We start from the raw sequence: 18,280 nt of genomic DNA, 5'->3' as shown, positions 1-18,280 counted from the left end.
AAGTTCCTACTGGCACCTTGACGTCACTTTGTATCAGGAGAATACTTCACTTAGATTCATATAGATGACTATATAACTAAAACAGTGAAGCTCGACCATGAACCAGCTTTCCAGCGACGACCGTCTGCCGCTTTATCAACGCCTGCGTGACCAGTTGGCTGAGCAAATCGCCAATAACCGCTGGCGTCCGGGGGAGGCGATTCCTACCGAGGCGGCGCTTTCCAGTGAGTACTGCCTGTCTACCGGCACGGTGCGCAAGGCCATCGACATGCTGGTCGCCGAGAATATTCTCGAGCGCCAACAGGGCCGTGGCACTTTTATTCGCCGCCCGCAATTCCAGTCTTCGCTGTTCCGTTTCTTCCGCTTCCAGACCGCTGCCGGTGAGCGTCGGGTGCCGGAGAGCCGCATCCTGTCCATCGAACCGCTGCTGGCGCCGTCGGCTGTCAGTCATGCTTTGGGCCTGATGCCCGATGCTCCGGTGATTCGCATAGTGCGTCTGCGTCTGCTCGATGCCCAGCCGGTGCTGGCCGAGGAAATCTGGCTGCCGCGCGTGCAGTTCCAGGCGTTGCTGGAGACCGAACTGGATCGCCACGGCCCGTTGCTTTACCCCATCTACGAAGAACTCTGCGGCCAGGTCGTCGCCTACGCCGAAGAAACCCTTACCGCCGAAGCCGTCAGCGATGTGCATGCGCGTCTGCTGCAGATTCCGGCCAACAGCCCGGTGGTGGTGATCGAACGTCTGGCCCGCAATTACGCCGGCCATCCTCTGGAATGGCGTCGCTCGCGCGGTCACGCCAGCCATTTCCGCTACAGCGTCGACATTCGCTGACGCCTTGCAACACTGCCCACACTTATAAGGACAACAATCATGTTCAGTTGGTATCGCCAAATCACTGCGCGCGAGCGCAAGACATTCTGGGCCTGCTTCGGCGGCTGGTCGCTGGATGCCCTGGAAGTACAAATGTTCGGTCTGGCGATTCCAGCACTGATTGCCGCCTTTGCCCTGAGTAAGGGTGACGCGGGCCTGATCAGCGGCGTGACCCTGGTGACCTCGGCCTTGGGTGGCTGGGTCGGCGGCACGCTGTCGGACCGCTACGGTCGTGTACGCACCCTGCAGTGGATGATCCTGTGGTTCTCGGTGTTCACCTTCCTGTCCGCCTTCGTCACCGGCTTCAATCAGTTGCTGATCGTCAAAGCGCTGCAAGGCTTTGGCATCGGCGGTGAGTGGGCGGCCGGTGCGGTGCTGATGGCCGAGACCATCCAGCCGAAATATCGCGGCAAGGTCATGGGCACGGTTCAGAGCGCCTGGGCTGTGGGTTGGGGGCTGGCGGTGGGTGTGTTCACCCTGATCTATTCCTTTGTGCCGCAGGATATGGCCTGGCGCGTGATGTTCCTGGTCGGCCTGCTGCCGTCGCTGCTGATCATCTGGGTACGCCGTAACGTCGAAGAGCCGGACAGCTTCCAGCGCCTGCAGAAAGAGAACGCCATCCCGCAGAGTTTCTTCAAGTCCCTGGCTGGTATTTTCCGCCCTGAACTGCTGCGCGTGACCCTGCTCGGTGGTTTGCTCGGCCTTGGCGCCCACGGCGGTTACCACGCGGTGATGACCTGGCTGCCAACGTTCCTCAAGACCGAGCGCAACCTGTCCGTGCTCAGCTCCGGCGGCTACCTGGCGGTGATTATCTTCGCCTTCTGGTGCGGTTGCGTGGCCAGCGGCCTGATGATCGATCGCATCGGTCGGCGCAAAAACATCCTGTTGTTCGCCCTGTGTTGCGTGACCACGGTGCAGTGCTATGTATTCCTGCCGCTGACCAACACACAGATGCTGTTTCTCGGCTTCCCGCTGGGCTTCTTCGCCGCAGGTATTCCGGCCAGCCTTGGTGCCTTTTTCAACGAGCTGTACCCCACCGACGTGCGCGGTGCCGGGGTCGGTTTCTGCTACAACTTCGGCCGCGTGCTGTCCTCGGTGTTCCCGTTCCTGGTCGGCCACATGAGCGAGTCCATGTCCCTGGGGTCGGCCATCGGCATCGACGCCGGGATTGCCTACGGTGTTGCCGTGCTGGCCGCGCTGTTGCTGCCGGAAACCCGTGGCCGCAGCCTGGAAACCAGTGTTCCGGCCACGGCCGAGACGCCCCAGGCACAGCAGGCCTGATAGATCCCCTTGTTGCGCGGCGTGCTCTTGCGCCGCGTCTTTCTACATAGACGAGTTCCATGCCCCATACCCGTACCGCGCCGATTCTCGGCATCGACAGCCACGCCCATGTCTTCAGTCGTGATCTGCAACTGACCAGCGCGCGCCGCTACACCCCCGACTATGACGCAACCCTGGCGCTGTATCTGGCCAATCTGGCGCGGCACGGCCTGAGCCATGGCGTACTGGTGCAGCCGAGTTTCCTCGGTACCGACAACAGTTACCTGCTGGCGGCGCTGGCCCAGGCCCCTGAGCAGCTGCGCGGGGTCGTGGTCGTCGCTCGGGATATCAGCCGCGCCGAGTTGCAGGCCATGGCCACTCAGGGTGTGACGGGCATCCGTCTGAATCTGATGGGCAAGCCGTTGCCGGATTTCACCGAGCCCGAGTGGCAGGTGTTGTTCGGGCATATCGCCGAGCTGGACTGGCATATCGAACTGCATCGTCAGGTGGAAGACTTGCCGCAGCTGGTGCGTGCCTTGCTGCCGTTTGGCTGCAAGATCGTGGTCGATCATTTCGGCCGTCCGGATGCGCGTCTTGGGGTGAATCAGCCTGGTTTTATCGAGCTGCTCGATCTAGGCACCACTGGGCAGTTGTGGATGAAGGTCTCGGCGATTTACCGGTTGGCCGGGGATGCCCGGCAGAACCTCGAATTCGCCTGCTCCGTGCTGCCTCTGCTGGAACAAAGCCTCGGCCCACAACGTCTGGTCTGGGGCAGTGACTGGCCGCATACCCAGCATGAACAGGATGTTGGCTATGGTGCGGTGATGGAGCAGTTGCGGGCCCTGGGCTGTTCAGAGAGTTTGCGCCAGGCGATGCTGGTCGATTCGCCTGCGCAGTTGTTTAGGTTTGTCTTGCCTGAAAATACCTGACTCCACTCTTGTGGGAGCGAATTCCATGAGAGTGGTTTTTGTAGGAGCGAATTTATTCGCGAAAGCGGTGCTGCGGGCGATACACATGCAGCGGATCTACCGGCCTCTTCGCGAATGAATTCGCTCCCACAAATTCGCCCGCACACTGCATTCGCTTCCATGTGGTTGCTCCCTCAGGTTTGCAATGTGTTCTAGGCTTTCCAACCCCCACCCAACGCCACCAGCAAACCGACACTGGCCTGCAGCTGGCTGCTCTGCACCACCTGCAAACGCCGCTGGGCTTCCAGTGCGGTGGTCTGGGCGGTGACCACGTCCAGGTAATTCAGCGCGCCGGCCTGGTAGCTGCTCATGGCGATCTGTTCAGCATGCTGTGCGGCGTCGACGGCGGCCTGCTGGTCCTGGGTTTCGCGCTGCAGGTCGCGTAGCTGGCTCAGATTGTCTTCCACTTCGCGCACGGCCTTGAGCACCTGGCCGTGGTAGTGGGCGGCGGCTTCTTCGAATTCGGCCCTGGCCTGACGATCAGCGGCGCTGCGGCGGCCGCCGTCGAACAGCGGCAGGCTGACCACCGGCCCCAAGGCCCAGAAGCGGTTGGCGGCGGTGAGCAGGTTGCCCGCGCCCTGGGTCTGGCCGCCCAGCAGGCCGCTGAGACTGAAGTCGGGATACCAGGCCGCCCGAGCCACGCCGATCCCGGCATTGGCGGCGAACACCCGGCGTTCGGCGGCGGCGATATCCGGGCGCTGTTGCAGCAGGCTGCCGGGCAGGGCGGCGGGAATCTTCGGCAGGGCTAACGGCTGTACGTTGACTGCCAGATTGAAATCGCTGGGCAGGGCTCCTACCAGTTCGGCAATGGCATGTTCGCCCAGATTGCGCTGGGCCTGGATGTCGTCGAGTTGCGCCTGGGCCTGGGCCAGTTGGCTCTGGGCCCGGGTCAGGTCCAGTTCCGAGGCGATCTTGCCCTGATAGCGATCGCGAGTCAGTTGCAGGGCCTGCTGATAGTCGCCCAGAGAGTCGGTGAGGATCTTGCCCTGGGCATCCAGGCCGCGCACTTGCACATACAGGCTGGCCAACTGACGTTGCAGGCTCAGGCGCGCCACTGCCAGATCATCACCGGACGCCTGGGCCTGGGCATCGCCCGCCGCCACCTGATTGCGAATCCGGCCCCACAGGTCCAGATCGAAACTCAGACCCAGGCTCAGGGTGTCGCTGTTATAGACCGACGGCTGGGTATCGCCGCGTAACGGTCGGTTATCCGACTGGCGCTGGCGCAGCGGCTGAAGAGAGACACCCAGCTGCGGGAACAGTCCGCCGTGCAACTGGCTGGCATAGGCCAGGGCGTCGTCATAGTGGGCCAGTGCCGCCGCAAGGTCAGGGTTGGCCTTGAGCAACTGTTGTTGCAGCTCGTTCAGGTGCGGCTCGTTGTACAGTTGCCACCACTGTTCGGGCACGCGGTCGGTGACCTGGGCGCTATGCCAGGGGCCGATCTGGCTGTCCTTGAACTGCGCAGGCAGGGCCACCTCGGGCTGCCGGTAAGTCGGCGCCAGGGAGCAGCCTTGCAGGGTCAGGGCGATCAGCAACGCCAGTGCATCAAGCCTTGGGCGCATGGGCACCTCCGGCGTCGGCCAGTTGCACCGGGTCGTTCTCGCGCAGGGCGTCCGGCGGGTTATCCACCACCCGATCATTGGGCGCCAGGCCCTGATCGATCACCAGGCGATCGCCCAAGTCCATGCCGATATGAATGGTGCGCATATGCACGTGCTGTTGCCCGTCAAGCACCGCGACCTGAGTACCGGCGGCGCGGAAAATCAGGGCGCTGGCCGGGATGCTCACGCCATTGGGTGAGGCGCTGATCTTGAGGGTGGCCTCGGCGTAGTCGCCGGGGAGCAGGGCGCCGTCAGGGTTGTCGGCAACGAACTGGGCCAGCAGGGTGCCGGACCGCGGGTCCACCGCCGTCGAGTCGCCGAGCAGGCGCGCGCTGAACTGCTGGTTGGGATGCTCGGGCACGGTCAACTGCACCTGCATGCCCGGGGTGATGATGCTGGCGTAGTTCTGCGGCACCGGCACGTACAGGCGTACACGCCGGGTATCGGCGATGTTGAACAGTGGCGTGCCACCGCCGTCGTCGGCCTTGATCAACTGGCCGATATCGGTATTGCGCGCGGTGATGGTCCCGGCGAACGGCGCGCGGATGGTCTTGTAGGCTTCCAGATCGGTCAAACGCGCATAGTCGGCGGCGGCCGCCTGCATATCGGCCTTGGCTGCAGCGGCGTTGGCCAGTTTCTCGTCGACTTCCTGCTGCGATACCGAATGGTTGGCCAACAGGTTCTGCCAGCGTTCTGCGGTGGTGGCGGCCAGTTTTGCGGTTGCGGTCTGTTGCGCCAGATGGGCGCGGGTCTGGGCCAGTTGCTGATCCAGTTCGGGGCTGTCGATGGTCGCCAGGACCTGCCCGGCGCTGACCTGGCTGCCGATATCGCTGCTCCAGTCTTTCAGGTAGCCGCTGACCCGGGCATTGATCGGTGCCTTGCTCCACGCCTCCAGGTGCGCGGGCAGTTGCAGGGTGTTGCCTTGGGCGTTGTGGGACGGCTGGAACACGTTGACCACCGGCAGGGCCTGGGTCTCGGTCCAGGCGGTAACCGATTGCTCATGGCGGGTGCGCGCGGCCAGACCGTTGGCCACCAGCAGGGCGGCCAGGGTCAGGCCGCCGATGCCGACCAGCATCAGGCGTTTGCGTGAAGGGGCGTGTTCAGACGACATGGGGTGTTTCTCCAACAGCGGCACGAGAAGGTGAGCGGCGGTGCACCAGGCTGAAAACCACGGGCACGAACAGCAGGGTGGCGGTGGTGGCGAGGATCAGGCCGCCGATGACGGCACGGCCCAGGGGGGCGTTCTGCTCCTGAGACAGGGCCAGGGGCAGCATGCCGAGGATCATCGCCAGGGCGGTCATGCACACCGGGCGGAAACGCGTATAACCGGCCTCCATGGCGGCCTTGAGGGCATCGCCATGTTCGGCCAGGCGCTCGCGACAGAAGCTCACTACCAGGATCGAGTTGGCCGTGGCGACGCCCATGCACAGGATCGCCCCGGTCAGGGCCGGCACCGACAGCGAGGTATTACTGAGGAACAGCATCCACACAATGCCGGCCAGGGCCGCCGGCAGGCCGGTGATGATCACGAACGGGTCGAGCCAGGACTGGAAGTTGACCACGATCAGCAGGTAGATCAGCACCACCGCGCCGAGCAGGCCGAAACTCAGGCCGCTGAAGGCTTCATGCAGGGCGTCGATCTGGCCGTGCAGGGTGATGGTCGCGCCTTTCGGGCGCAGGGCTGCGGCGCCGTCGATGACCTTCTGCACGTCCTTGGCCACGCCGCCCAGGTCGCGGCCCTGAACGTTGGCGAACAGGTCGAGCGTCGGCTGGATATTGTAGTGAGTGACGACCGCCGGGCTGTCCACGCGCTGGATGGTCGCCAGGCCGCCGAGGATCTGCGACTGACCATCGGCACCGGTAATGGGCAGCGCTTCCAGGGTCGGCAGGTTGTCCATGCGGTATTGCGGGGTGGCGGCGACGATGGAGTAGGACACGCCGTTTTTCGGGTTCAGCCAGTAGGTCGGCGCCACTTGTGAGGTCCCGGCCAGGGATGCGCCGAGGCTGGTAGTGACGTCGTGCTCGGTGATACCCAGTTGCTTGGCGCGCAGACGGTCGACATTCACTTGCAGCGATGGGTAGCCGGTGGACTGCTGGATGCGCAGATCGGCGATGCCGGGCACATGTTGCAGGCGTCGTTGCAACTCCAGGGCATAGGCGCGGTTGGCCTCGCCGTCGGGGCCGGAGACTTTCACGTCCAGGGGCGCCGGGTTGCCGAAGTTGAGGATCTGGCTGCTGATATCGGCGGGCAGGAAGGCGAAGTGGCTGCCGGGGAAACTTTGCGGCAGGGCTTCGCGCAGGCGTTTGACGTAATCGGCGGTGGGTGCATGATCGGCTTTGAGGGTGACCTGAATATCGCCGTCCTGGGGGCCGATGGTGCCGCTGCTGCTATAGGCCATATCGATGCCGCTCAAGGGGATGCCGATATTGTCGATCACCGTGTCCAGTTCGTTGGCGGGGATGATCTCGCGGATGCGTTGCTCGATGCGGTCGAAGGCCGCGGCGCTTTCTTCGATGCGAGTCCCCAGGGGCAGGCGCACATGCAGGGCCAGAGCACCGGCATCGGTGGTCGGGAAGAAGTCCTGGCCCAGGCTTGGCAGCAAGGCGAAGCTGACCAGCACGCAGGTGAGAAAACCGATCAGGAAGCGCTTGTAGTACTTCAAGGCCAGGCCCAGCAGACCGTAATAAACGTCCCGCACCGCCGAGAAACCGTGCTCGAAACCCTGCTGGATGCGCAAGGCACTGCGCAGTAAGGCATTGCGCGGCGGCGCATGCTGGTCGCCTTCGTGATGATTGATCACCGCGTCTTCCGGGTGATGTCCGGCGCCCTGTTCCAGCACATGGGGCTTGAGCAGGAACATCGCCAGGGTCGGCACCAGGGTCCGCGACAGCAGGAACGAACTGGCCATGGCGAAGATCACCGCCAGGGCCATGGGCCGGAACAAATACCCGGCGATGCCCTGCAACATGAACATCGGCACGAAGACGATGCAGATACACAGCAGCGAGACAAAGGCCGGACCAACGATCTGCCGGGCACCATCGAGGATCGCCTCCTTGACCGCCTTGCCTTGCTCCAGGTGCCAGTTGATGTTCTCGATGGTCACCGTCGCGTCGTCCACCAGAATGCCCACGGCCAGGGCCAGGCCGCCGAGGGTCATGACGTTGAGGGTCTGGCCGCTGAGGGCGAGCAGGGCGATGGCCGAGAGCACCGCCAGGGGAATGACGCGGCGATGATCAGGGTCGAACGCCAGCTGCCGAGGAACAGCAGAATCATAAGGCTGGTCAGCAGGGCGGCGATAATGCCCTCGCGGGCGACACTGCCCACCGACTCCTTGACGAACACCGAAGCATCGCCCAGCAGCGAGGTTTTCATTTCCGGCGGCAGGGTTTCGTTGATCAGCGGCAGCATGTTGCGCACACCGTCGACGATGGACAGGGTCGAGATATTGCCGTTCTTCAGCGCTGGCATCAGTACCGCGCGGCGGCCATCGACCCGCACTACGTTGGTCTGCGGCGGCGAGCCATCGCGCACGTGGGCCACCTGGCCGATGGTGATCAGGGCGCCGTCGACGGTCTTGATCGGCAACTGGTTGAGCTCATCGATGGCCTTTGGGCTGTTATTGAGCAGCACGGTGTATTCGTCGCTGCCCATCTTCGCCGTACCCACCGGAATGATCTGGTTCTGCGCGGCCAGGGCATTGCCGACGTCCTGGGCGGACAAGCCCTTGGCGGCCAGGGCCTGGGGGTCCAGGTCCAAGGTGATCTGCCGTTGCCGACCGCCCATGGGCGTAGGCAGGGCGATGCCGGGCACGGCGGTCAGGGGCAGGCGCACATTGTTTTGCACCAAGTCACGAATCCGCGCTTCCGACAGAGTCGGGCTGGAAAAGGCCATTTGCAGGATCGGCACCGTGGAGGCGCTGTAGTTGAGGATCAGCGGCGGGGTGATGCCGGGGGGCATCTGCTTGAGCACGGTCTGCGACACCGCCGTGACCTGGGCATTGGCGGTGCGGATATCCACGCCCGGCTGGAAGAAGATCTTGACGATGCCCATGCCGGGTAGCGATTGCGACTCGAGGTGCTCGATGTCGTTGACCGTGGTGCTCAGGGAGCGTTCGTAGGTGTAGATCACCCGCCCGGCCATGGCGTCGGGAGACAGCCCGTTGTACTGCCAGACCACGGCTATCACCGGAATGCCGATATCGGGAAATACATCAGTGGGGGTTTTCAGGGCCGCCAACGGCCCGACGATACAGATGAAAATCGCCAACACGATAAACGTGTAGGGCTTGAGCAGTGCAGTCTTTACCAGCCCGAGCATGCCAGGAACCTCCGCTTTGGAATCACGGCAGTCTTGGTGCGCGGACTTAACAGGCGGCTTTCATACGGATGAACAAAGATTTACCCGAGACAGCAAGGAGCTTTCATCGGTTATTCATTTGAGCTTCATTCACCCCCTCGCCAAGCTGGCCCCATCGCAAGCCCTGACGCTTCAAGCGCTGATACACAAGGGAACAGCATTTTCCACTGCCGAGGTTATTCACCATGTCGTCCAAATCACTGCTGTTGCTGCCCATGCTGGGTCTGGTGGGGCTGTTGTCGGCCTGCGCGGGACCCATGCCAAAGCCCGATCCCACCGAAGCCTGGATCGGCTTGAAGGAAGAGCCGTCAGCAGTGCTGATGGCCGAAAACCTGGATGGCAAACGCCTCAATGACGGCCGCTACTTCGACGTCACCCCCGGCGCCCACCGCCTGGACCTGAGCCTGATCATTGAGCCCGACGGCGATAACAATCAGGAGCGCTGCACCACCCATATCAACTTCAACCAGTTCAAGGCCGGCAGCCGCTACAAAGTGGTCGAGAGCAGCCTGGGTGAGGATTACAGCGCCGTACTGGAAGACGCCAGCGGCAAGCAACTGGGTCGCAGCCATGACTTCGACTGCATGCCTGGCTGAGTAAAGAACGCTCCCTTCGACGGTCTTCGTTGAGCCCATGGCTGCTGCCATGGGCTTTTTTTTGTGCCTGAATTTCAGGAGCAGCGCAGAACCCGTGGGAGCGTGGCTTGCCCGCGAACGAGCCTGCACATCCGATACATATCTTGAGGCTGAGACAAAGCCTTCGCGGGCAAGCCTCGCTCCAACGGTCTGTGGTTAGCCCAGATCCGTCATTTGTCTGCACTCCAACACTAAACTCGCGCCGCCCGACGGGCTGTTGCCGATCTGCAGGCGAAAGCCATGCAGGTTGACGATGGCGGCAACGATGGACAGGCCCAGGCCGAAGCCGCTGGACTGGGTGCCGCTTTCGCTGCGATAGAAGCGCTTGAACACCGCTTCGCGTTCGGCCTGGGGGATGCCCGGGCCGGAGTCTCGGACTTCGATCACGGTGCTGTCGAGTTCGGCGCGGGCAATCACCAGTACGCTGCCGCCGGCCGGGGTGAACTTGATCGAGTTGCTCATCAGGTTGGCCAGGGCCTCGAACAGCAGGGCGCGGTCGCCGGTCACCGGTGGCAGGTTGTTGGCGATTTCGACATGCAGGGATACGTGACCTTCTTCGGCCAGAGGCAGGTAGAAGTCGTACAGCTCCAACAATAGCAGTTTGGGATCGAGGACGACGAAGGCCGAACGACGCTGATGATCCTCAAGCTCGGAGATGCGCAGAAGGCCGCGAAAACGCGCCATCAGGGTATCGGCATCGGCGATGACCTGGGCCATCTGCTCGCCCTGGGTCGAGTCTTCCGGGGATTGCTGCTGGATGCGATAGAGCTGGGCGCGCAGGCGGGTCAGGGGCGTACGCAAGTCGTGGGCGATATTGTCGCAGACGCCCTTGACCTCGTTCATCAGCTTCTCGATACGGTCGAGCATGGCATTGACGATCACCGCCAGCATGTCCAGTTCGTCACGGCTGTTGGACACCGGCAGGCGCCGGGCCAGATCACCGGCAATGATCGCCTCGGCGCTGGCCTGAATGCCGCGAATACGCTGCAAGGGACGGCGGCGTAACAGATGCCAGCCCGCCACGCCGGGAATGATCGTCAGGGAGATCCCCCAGAACAGCGCGTGCAGGATCAATGTAGCGACCGCGAACAGCGAACCGTTGTCCCGTACCAACACCAGCCAGCGGCCGTCACGGGTCTGCATGGCGACAGCATCGCAACTGTCCCGGGGCAGGTCGGGGTCGTTGGAGTCGGTGCAGTTTTTCAGCTCGTGGATCTGCCCATCCAGCGGCAGATGCCGGGGGATGCGGTGGATCGGCCCGTTGATCGGCAGCTTGTCCATGTCGAACAGGCCATAGGCGTCCACGGTGCGGATGTCGTAGGTCACGCTGGTGGTCAGGGCTTCGACCAGTTGTTCGCCTTCGAAGCGGGAAAACAACTGCTGGCGCTGCATCAGCGAATGGCGCGCCAGGTTATCCAGGTAACTGGTGACTTCCCAGTACAGGAAGCCCAGCAGGATGCCGCTCCAGGCGACGAACAGAAAACTGTACAAGGCCAGCAGACGACTGCTGGAAGAGCGCCAACCGTTAGACGGGTTCGGCAATGACATAACCGGAGCCTCGCACGGTTCGGATCAGCGGGGTCATGCCGGGCGGGTCGATCTTTTTGCGCAAACGACCGATATGCACATCGATCAGGTTGGTGCCGGGGTCGAAGTGATAGCCCCAGACTTCCTCGAAAATCATCATGCGGGTGATGATCTGGCCGCTGTTGCGCATCAGGAATTCCAGCAGCTTGTACTCGGTGGGCAACAGCGACAGCGGTTGCTCGCCACGGCTGGCCTCACGGCTGATCAGATTCAGTTCCAGATCAGCGACGCGCAGCACGGTTTCGGCGGCGGTCACCGGATTGCGGCGGCGCAGCAGCACCTCGACCCGGGCGGCCATTTCGTCGGAAGCAAAGGGTTTGGACAGATAATCGTCGCCACCGGCGCGCAGGCCGCGTACCCGCTCGTCGACATCGGAAAGGGCGCTGATCATCAGGATTGGCGTGGAAATACCCAGGGCGCGGATAGTGGTGACTATGGCCAGGCCATCGACTTCCGGCAACATGCGGTCCAGGGTGATCAAGTCGTAGTCGCCGCTGACCGCCCGCACCAGGCCTTCGCGGCCGTTGTCGACCCAGTCCACGTCCAGGCCGTGGCTGCTGAGTTCGGCAACAATTTCATTTGCGGTGACGGCATCGTCTTCGATTGTCAGAATTCGAGTCATGTGGCCTGTCGCTATCAATTAAAGGCTGAAGGCTGCATTTTGCCCCTAAAAACGCAGGGGCTTTCTAAATAAAAATTTAAGTCTTGTCGCTGGAGGCAGCCTCTTCAGCCAAGCGCCGCTGACGCAAGGCTTGCTGGCGTTGCTCTTCGCGGGTTGTGCGGTCGCGCTCACTGCGGATCTGGGCGTGACTGATCAGGGCGAAGATAAAACTGCCGCCGATGATGTTACCGGCCAGGGTCGGTCCGGCGAAAATAGTGATGAAGTCCTTCCACGGTAGCTCACCGGCGAATACCAAGTAGGAAACTTCTGCAGAGCCGACGACGATATGGGTGAAATCGCCCAGGGCCATCAGGTAGGTGATCAACACGATGATCCAGATCTTGCCGCCTTCCATTGACGCAATCATCCACACCATGGTGGCGATCATCCAGCCGGAGACGATGCCCTTGGCGAACATCTGGCCGACACCGTTCTCCATGACCTTGCGGCCGATCTCGAGAAAGGCGGCGTCGGTCTTGCTGTCGAAGATCGGCAAATGCAGCATCACGTAGGCCACCAGCAGGGTGCCCATCAGATTGCCCACCAGTACTACGCTCCACAGCCTGAGCAGGCGGCCGAAGTTTTTGATGGTCGGTTTGGTCATGACGGGCAGTACGGCGGTCAGGGTGTTCTCGGTGAACAACTGCTGCCGCGCCAGGATCACCGCGAGAAAGCCCGCGCAATAGCCGAGGCTGGCAATCACCTTGCTGGCTTCGCCGTCCGGCAGTCGCGCGTTGAACAGCCCCATGCCCATCAGTGACAGGCCCATGGTCAACCCGGCGGCCAGGGCCGACCAGAACAACGCCGCGACACTGCGCTCCAGCTCCTGATCGCCCTGGGCACGAATGGTTTCGTGCAGCACGGCAGCGCGGGGCGGCTGGTTCTTGTCGATCTCGCGTTCTTCTTCAGCAGACAGACCTGGGGTCTTGCCGTCGTTTTCGGTGGTCATGGGGACTTCCTTGACGTGGTGAGCGGGGAGGCGTGGCTTTGAGACACAATCGCTCGCCCGTCGTTCGCCGAGGGTTTTTCATACGCAGAAAATCAGGATGTCGCCTGTTGGAGCAAGGCTTGCCCGCGAACCGGGCAACTCGGTGTGTCAGACATACCCAGTCAAGCCATTGGCGGGCAAGCCTCGCTCCCACAAACAAGGTGCATCCAGCCGACTATCAGGCAAACACGCGAATCGGCTTGCCGGCATGCCAGGCCTGGATATCTTCGATGATCTGGCTGTAGAACATATGGTAGTTGTTCTGCGTCACGTAGCCGACATGGGGCGTGGCCAGGACGTTATCGAGGCTGCGGTACGGATGATCTACGGGCAGAGGCTCGATATCGAAGACGTCCAGGGCCGCACCGGCGATGCGCTTGTGGCGCAGGCTGTCGATCAACGCCGCTTCATCGACAATCGGGCCGCGGGAGGAGTTGATCAGGTAGGCGGTGGGTTTCATCCAGCCCAATGCCTCTGCGTCGACCAGGCCGCGGCTGCGGTCGCTGAGGACCAGGTGTACGGAGAGAATGTCGGCCTGCTCGAACAGCTCCTGCTTGCTGACCCGGGTCACGCCGACTTCGGCCGCCGCTTCGGCGGTGAGGTTCTGGCTCCAGGCAATGACTTTCATGCCGAACGCCTGGCCGTAGCGGGCGATCCATTTGCCGATGCTGCCCAGGCCGAGAATGCCGAGGGTCTTGCCGTGCAGGTCGCTGCCGATGCCGATCTGCCAGTTGCCCGCGCGCAGGGAGTTGGCCTCGCTGACCAGATTACGGGTGATGCCCATGATCAGTGCCCAGGTCAGCTCGGGAGCGGCGTGCTTGTAGCTTTCCGTACCGCAGACTTCGATGCCGTGGCGGCGGGCTGCGGCGACGTCGATGGCGGCGTTGCGCATGCCGCCGGTGACCAGCAGCTTGAGGTTCGGCAGTTGCGAGAGCAGCGCTTCGTTGAAGGGCGTGCGTTCGCGCATGATGCAGATCACGTCGAACGAAGCCAGGCGCTCGACCATGGTCGCGGTGTCGGCAGGGTATTGATGGAGAAAGCTGACTTCACCAACGCTGTCGAGGACCGACCAGTCCAGTACGCCGCTGGCGATGGATTGCCAGTCATCGAGCACGGCAATTCGCAGAAGGGCAGGTTGCGTCATTTCGGTTGTGCCTCGCTAAAGCCAAGGATTGGAGTTATTGGATGGGCGTTATAGCAGTTTTCTTCAGAACTCGACCACAGTAACTTTGGGCGAAACTGTTGGAGCGAGGCTTGCCCGCGAAGGCATTATCTGAGGCGAAAAAGATGGGGCGAATGCACCAGCTCCTTCGCGGGCAAACCTCGCTCCAACGTAAAGCTTTAGCCAAACAACCCCGCTGCAATATTGATCGAAAAGCCCAGGATTGCGGTATTGAACAGAAACCCGATCAGCGACTGCGCCAGGACCACCTTGCGCAAAATCCGGGTCGCCACGCCGACGTCGGAGGTCTGTACGGCAACACTTAAGGTGAAGGAGAAGTACAGGAAGTCCCAGTAATCCGGATTGCGCTCGCCATCAGCAAAGCGCAGGGCCGGTTCCTTGCCTGACCAGGTGTAATAGAGCCGCGCGTAGTGCAGGCTGAATACCACGCCTATTAACAGCCATGAGCCGATGATGGTCAGGCCGGTAAAGCCATAGCGCAGGGCTTTCTCGTTATTGGCCAGGCCCTGGCTGCCGGTCAGTTCCAGAATAATCGCTGCGAGGCTGGCCAGGGCGGCGATACAGACGGTGACCAGTACCAGCCCGGCGTTCTCGTCTTCGACCATGGAGATGCGTCGGGCGTCGTCGGCATTGGTGCGGAAGGTGCGGATCATGATCAGGATCAGGTACAGCCAGACGCCGATATTCCAGCCGATCAGGCAATGGCTGATCAGGCTCAGGGATGGTGCAACATAGATCGAGGCAGCGCCGCAGGCCAGGCCGATCAGGGCGGCGATGGTCAGGCGCGGGTGGGTTTGGGAGAGCGCGGACATGGGCAGGCATCGCAGGGGAAGATGGGGCGAACCTTAGCATGCCGTTGATAGAAAAACGGCACGCAAGGGGGTTGCGTGCCGGTTGCCAGGAGTGGCAAGTGTTTGTTGCTTTGAATCTGGCGACGTTAAGGTCGGGCGAGAGGGCATTGAGCGCTGTGGGAGCGAATTCATTCGCGAATGCGGCATTCCGAGCGACGAATATCTAATGGATGTACCGGCCTCTTCGCGAATGAATTCGCTCCCACTGGTGCGCGTCAAAGCTTTGCTGCATTTCTTTGTTTGACGAGCGGCTCAACGCACCAGGCAAGGCTGCTTGTTGTTGAACTTCCAGTCCGGGATCAGGAACTGCATGGCGACGCTGTCGTCACGGGCGCCCAGGCCCATGCCTTTGTACAGTTCGTGAGCCTTGGCCACCTGATCCATATCCAGCTCGATACCCAGGCCGGCCTTCTTCGGCACCTGCACGCAGCCGCCGACGATCTGCAGCGGGGCCTTGGTCAGGCGCTGGCCGTCCTGCCAGATCCAGTGGGTGTCGATGGCGGTGATGTCGCCCGGTGCGGCGGCGGCAACGTGGGTGAACATGGCCAGGGAAATGTCGAAGTGGTTGTTGGAATGGGAACCCCAAGTCAGGCCCCATTCGTTGCACATCTGTGCCACGCGAACCGAGCCCTGCATGGTCCAGAAATGTGGGTCGGCCAGGGGGATGTCCACCGATTGCAGCTGGATCGCATGGCCCATTTCGCGCCAGTCGGTGGCGATCATATTGGTCGCGGTCTTCAGGCCCGTGGCACGGCGGAACTCGGCCATGACTTCACGTCCCGAGTAACCGTTCTCGGCGCCGCAAGGATCCTCTGCGTAAGCCAGTACGTGATGCTGATCGCGGCACAGGCGAATGGCCTCTTTCAGCGACCAGGCGCCGTTGGGGTCCAGGGTGATGCGGGCATCAGGGAAGCGCTCGGCCAGGGCGGTGACCGCTTCGATTTCCGCGTCGCCGCTGAGCACGCCGCCCTTGAGCTTGAAGTCCTGGAAACCGTATTGGGCATAGGCTGCTTCGGCCAGACGCACCACGGCTTGCGGGGTCAGTGCTTCTTCGTGACGTACGCGGAACCAGTCGTTATCGGCGTCCGCCTCGGTGCGGTAGGCCAGATTGGTTTTCTTCTGATCACCGACGTAGAACAGGTAGCCGAGCATCTTCACTTCATCACGCTGCTGGCCTTCGCCGAGCAGGGCGGCAACCGGCACATCCAGATGCTGGCCAAGCAAGTCAAGCAGGGCCGCTTCCAGGGCCGTGACAGCGTGAATGGTGATGCGCAGGTCGAAGGTTTGCAGGCCGCGGCCACCGGCATCACGCTCGGCAAAGGCCTGGCGCACGCTGTTGAGGATCTTCTGGTAGTTGCCCAGCGTCTGACCGACCAGCAGCGGGCGGGCATCTTCCAGGGTCTGACGAATGCGCTCGCCGCCCGGTACTTCGCCGACTCCGGTGTTGCCGGCGTTGTCCTTGATGATCACGATATTGCGGGTGAAGTAGGGGCCGTGGGCGCCGCTGAGGTTGAGCAGCATGTCGTCATGGCCGGCCACCGGCACCACTTGCAGGCTGGTAATGACCGGGGCTTTGCTGATCTGGGTATTGAGCGTGTTCATAACGGAATCCTGTAAAAACGAGTCGCTTCGAATAGAGGTTCAGGAGTGGCTGGTGGCCGGTTTGATCACCGGGGCCGGCGCCGGGCTGCCCTTGGGCACGTTGCGCGCGGCGAAGACCAGGATCGCGGCGATGATCGACGTCGCCGTCAGACCATACAGGCCGCCCTGGATCGAGCCGGTGTGCTGCTCCAGAAAGCCGAAGGTGGCCGGGGAGACGAAGCCGCCCAGGTTGCCCACCGAGTTGATCAGGGCAATGACTCCGGCGGCGATCCGTGCATCCAGGTACGCCTGGGGAATCGGCCAGAACAGTGATGAGGCCGACTTGAAGCCCAGCGCCGCGAAGCAGATGGCGACGAAGGCGAAGATCGGGCTGCCGATGGTGGACATGAACATCCCGGCGGCGGCGATCAACAGCGCAGTGGCGACCCAGGCCTGCTGGTTTTTCCATTTCGCCGAGAACGAGGCGAAGGCGTACATACCGATAATCGACAGCAGCCAGGGGATCGAGTTGAACAGGCCAACCTGCATTTCGCTGAGATCGCCCATTTTCTTAATGATGCTCGGCAGCCAGAAGGTCGCCGCATAGATGGTCAGCTGGATGCAGAAGTAGAGCACGCAGAACAGCAGGATTTGCTTGTCCTTGAGCAGCGCGAACATCGACGGCTTGACCGGGGTGGCGGCTTCGCGGGCTTTCTGCTCGTCATCGATGGCGGTGGTCAGGGCCAGTTGTTCTTCCTGGCTCAGCCATTTGGCATCAGCCGGGCGCGAATCGAGCCAGAACCAGACGAACACGCAAAGCCCTACGGAAAACAGCCCTTCGATCAGGTACATCCACTGCCAGCCCTTGAGGCCCAGGCCGTTGATTTGCAGGAGCAGCCCGGACAGCGGGCCGGAGATCAGTGAAGCAAGAGCCGAGCCGCTGAGGAAGATCGCCACCGCTTTGCCGCGTTCGACGCCGGGCAGCCAGCGGGTGAAGTAGTAGATCACGCCGGGGAAGAAGCCGGCTTCGGCGATGCCCAGCAGGAAGCGCAGAATATAGAAGTGGGTTTCGGTCTGGATAAAGGCCATGCCGGCCGCTACCAGGCCCCAGGTGAACATGATGCGGGTCAGCCACAGGCGGGCGCCGACTTTCTGCATGAGGATATTGGAGGGGACTTCGAACAGCGCGTAACTGAGGAAGAACAGCCCGGCACCGAAGCCGTAGGCGGCTGCACCGATACCCAGGTCATGCTCCATGTGCGAACGCACGAAGCCGATGTTCACCCGGTCGATGTAGTTGACGATAAACATGATCACGAATAGCGGCAGGATGTGGCGCTTGACCTTGGAAACGGCGGATTGCAGCACCGAATCGTCAGCCGCGTTCATCCCGGGATTGGATGTCTGCATTGTGATGTCCCACTCGTTATTTTTATGCGGGGCGGGGCATGAGGCCCCTGGTGTTGTTCGTCATCATACAAGTAAAAAATCCCGGCGCAAGAGGCGATCAATGTTCTTTTGCGACTTTCAACTGCTTTTTAGAAGTGGTGACTTTTTTGGAATTTAGGCGTGATTTCCGTATTTTAATCGATTTATTGCTGATTTTAGTGAGCGACAAGTTGTAAATAAATATTTGACTGAGGTTTTTAAGATGAAAAAATTATCCTGTTTATGGACCAGCGGTGATCCCGGCTCAGGCTGATTTAAGCTACTTGTTATACAAGTTCAACAAGTACT

At 61.8% G+C, this 18,280-nt stretch carries 13 protein-coding genes and 1 pseudogene; 4 read left to right on the top strand and 10 right to left on the bottom strand.

Annotated elements, in window-relative coordinates; genetic code table 11:
* The first annotated feature begins 97 nt into the window (after nucleotides 1-97).
* Genes M2401_RS29365 through M2401_RS29355 form a run of 3 tightly spaced genes read left to right on the top strand, consistent with a single transcriptional unit; the run spans nucleotide 98 to nucleotide 3,057 of the window.
* Nucleotides 98-829, top strand: coding sequence for a GntR family transcriptional regulator (locus M2401_RS29365; RefSeq protein WP_259109245.1), 732 nt, complete (start codon nucleotides 98-100; stop codon nucleotides 827-829).
* Nucleotides 830-868: 39 nt separating this feature from the next.
* Nucleotides 869-2,149, top strand: coding sequence for an MFS transporter (locus M2401_RS29360; protein WP_259109244.1), 1,281 nt, complete (start codon nucleotides 869-871; stop codon nucleotides 2,147-2,149).
* A 59-nt stretch (nucleotides 2,150-2,208) separates the two neighbouring features.
* Nucleotides 2,209-3,057, top strand: a complete 849-nt coding sequence (locus M2401_RS29355) for an amidohydrolase (RefSeq protein ID WP_259109243.1) — start codon at nucleotides 2,209-2,211, stop codon at nucleotides 3,055-3,057.
* A gap of 191 nt (nucleotides 3,058-3,248) precedes the next feature.
* On the opposite strand, the gene M2401_RS29350 is transcribed toward M2401_RS29355, so the two are convergent.
* The 3 genes and pseudogenes from M2401_RS29350 to M2401_RS29340 form a co-directional block, all read right to left on the bottom strand.
* On the bottom strand, nucleotides 3,249-4,658 hold the full coding sequence (locus M2401_RS29350; RefSeq protein WP_259109242.1) for an efflux transporter outer membrane subunit: 1,410 nt from the start codon (nucleotides 4,656-4,658) through the stop codon (nucleotides 3,249-3,251).
* Entirely contained in the window at nucleotides 4,642-5,808 is a 1,167-nt protein-coding gene (locus tag M2401_RS29345) for an efflux RND transporter periplasmic adaptor subunit (RefSeq protein ID WP_259109240.1), read from the bottom strand. The genes M2401_RS29350 and M2401_RS29345 overlap by 17 nt, the downstream gene beginning before the upstream one ends.
* Nucleotides 5,798-9,018: pseudogene (locus tag M2401_RS29340) on the bottom strand (efflux RND transporter permease subunit). The gene M2401_RS29345 and the pseudogene M2401_RS29340 overlap by 11 nt, the downstream one beginning before the upstream one ends.
* A gap of 224 nt (nucleotides 9,019-9,242) precedes the next feature.
* Between M2401_RS29340 and M2401_RS29335 the strand changes: the two are divergent.
* On the top strand, nucleotides 9,243-9,653 hold the full coding sequence (locus M2401_RS29335) for a hypothetical protein (protein WP_259109238.1): 411 nt from the start codon (nucleotides 9,243-9,245) through the stop codon (nucleotides 9,651-9,653).
* A gap of 195 nt (nucleotides 9,654-9,848) precedes the next feature.
* Here the strand turns inward: M2401_RS29335 and M2401_RS29330 are convergent, their stop codons facing one another.
* The 7 genes from M2401_RS29330 to M2401_RS29300 all read right to left on the bottom strand — a co-directional run bounded on the left by M2401_RS29330 (nucleotide 9,849) and on the right by M2401_RS29300 (nucleotide 17,953).
* Nucleotides 9,849-11,240 carry a HAMP domain-containing sensor histidine kinase gene (locus M2401_RS29330; protein WP_259109236.1) on the bottom strand — a complete coding sequence of 464 codons (1,392 nt, stop codon included), beginning with the start codon at nucleotides 11,238-11,240 and terminating at the stop codon, nucleotides 9,849-9,851.
* The gene (locus M2401_RS29325) at nucleotides 11,218-11,901 is read right to left on the bottom strand and encodes a response regulator transcription factor (RefSeq protein WP_259109234.1); all 684 of its coding nucleotides are present in this window, start codon (nucleotides 11,899-11,901) and stop codon (nucleotides 11,218-11,220) included. The genes M2401_RS29330 and M2401_RS29325 overlap by 23 nt, the downstream gene beginning before the upstream one ends.
* Nucleotides 11,902-11,977: 76 nt before the next feature.
* Nucleotides 11,978-12,889 carry a formate/nitrite transporter family protein gene (locus M2401_RS29320; protein ID WP_259109232.1) on the bottom strand — a complete coding sequence of 304 codons (912 nt, stop codon included), beginning with the start codon at nucleotides 12,887-12,889 and terminating at the stop codon, nucleotides 11,978-11,980.
* Between the two features lie 217 nt (nucleotides 12,890-13,106).
* The gene (locus M2401_RS29315) at nucleotides 13,107-14,072 is read right to left on the bottom strand and encodes a D-2-hydroxyacid dehydrogenase family protein (RefSeq protein ID WP_259109230.1); all 966 of its coding nucleotides are present in this window, start codon (nucleotides 14,070-14,072) and stop codon (nucleotides 13,107-13,109) included.
* A 197-nt stretch (nucleotides 14,073-14,269) separates the two neighbouring features.
* Nucleotides 14,270-14,923 (bottom strand): DUF1345 domain-containing protein, encoded by a 654-nt coding sequence (locus M2401_RS29310; protein WP_259109228.1) that lies wholly within the window; start codon nucleotides 14,921-14,923, stop codon nucleotides 14,270-14,272.
* Between the two features lie 291 nt (nucleotides 14,924-15,214).
* Nucleotides 15,215-16,564, bottom strand: a complete 1,350-nt coding sequence (gene gudD, locus M2401_RS29305) for a glucarate dehydratase (protein WP_259109225.1) — start codon at nucleotides 16,562-16,564, stop codon at nucleotides 15,215-15,217.
* A gap of 39 nt (nucleotides 16,565-16,603) precedes the next feature.
* The gene (locus M2401_RS29300; protein WP_259109223.1) at nucleotides 16,604-17,953 is read right to left on the bottom strand and encodes an MFS transporter; all 1,350 of its coding nucleotides are present in this window, start codon (nucleotides 17,951-17,953) and stop codon (nucleotides 16,604-16,606) included.
* Nucleotides 17,954-18,280: the final 327 nt, after the last annotated feature.

Origin of the sequence: Pseudomonas sp. JUb42, assembly GCF_024807945.1 — a bacterium.
Classification (GTDB): domain Bacteria; phylum Pseudomonadota; class Gammaproteobacteria; order Pseudomonadales; family Pseudomonadaceae; genus Aquipseudomonas.
The sequence above is the reverse complement of the archived record's forward strand: the minus strand, read 5'-3'. Positions and strand labels throughout refer to the sequence as shown.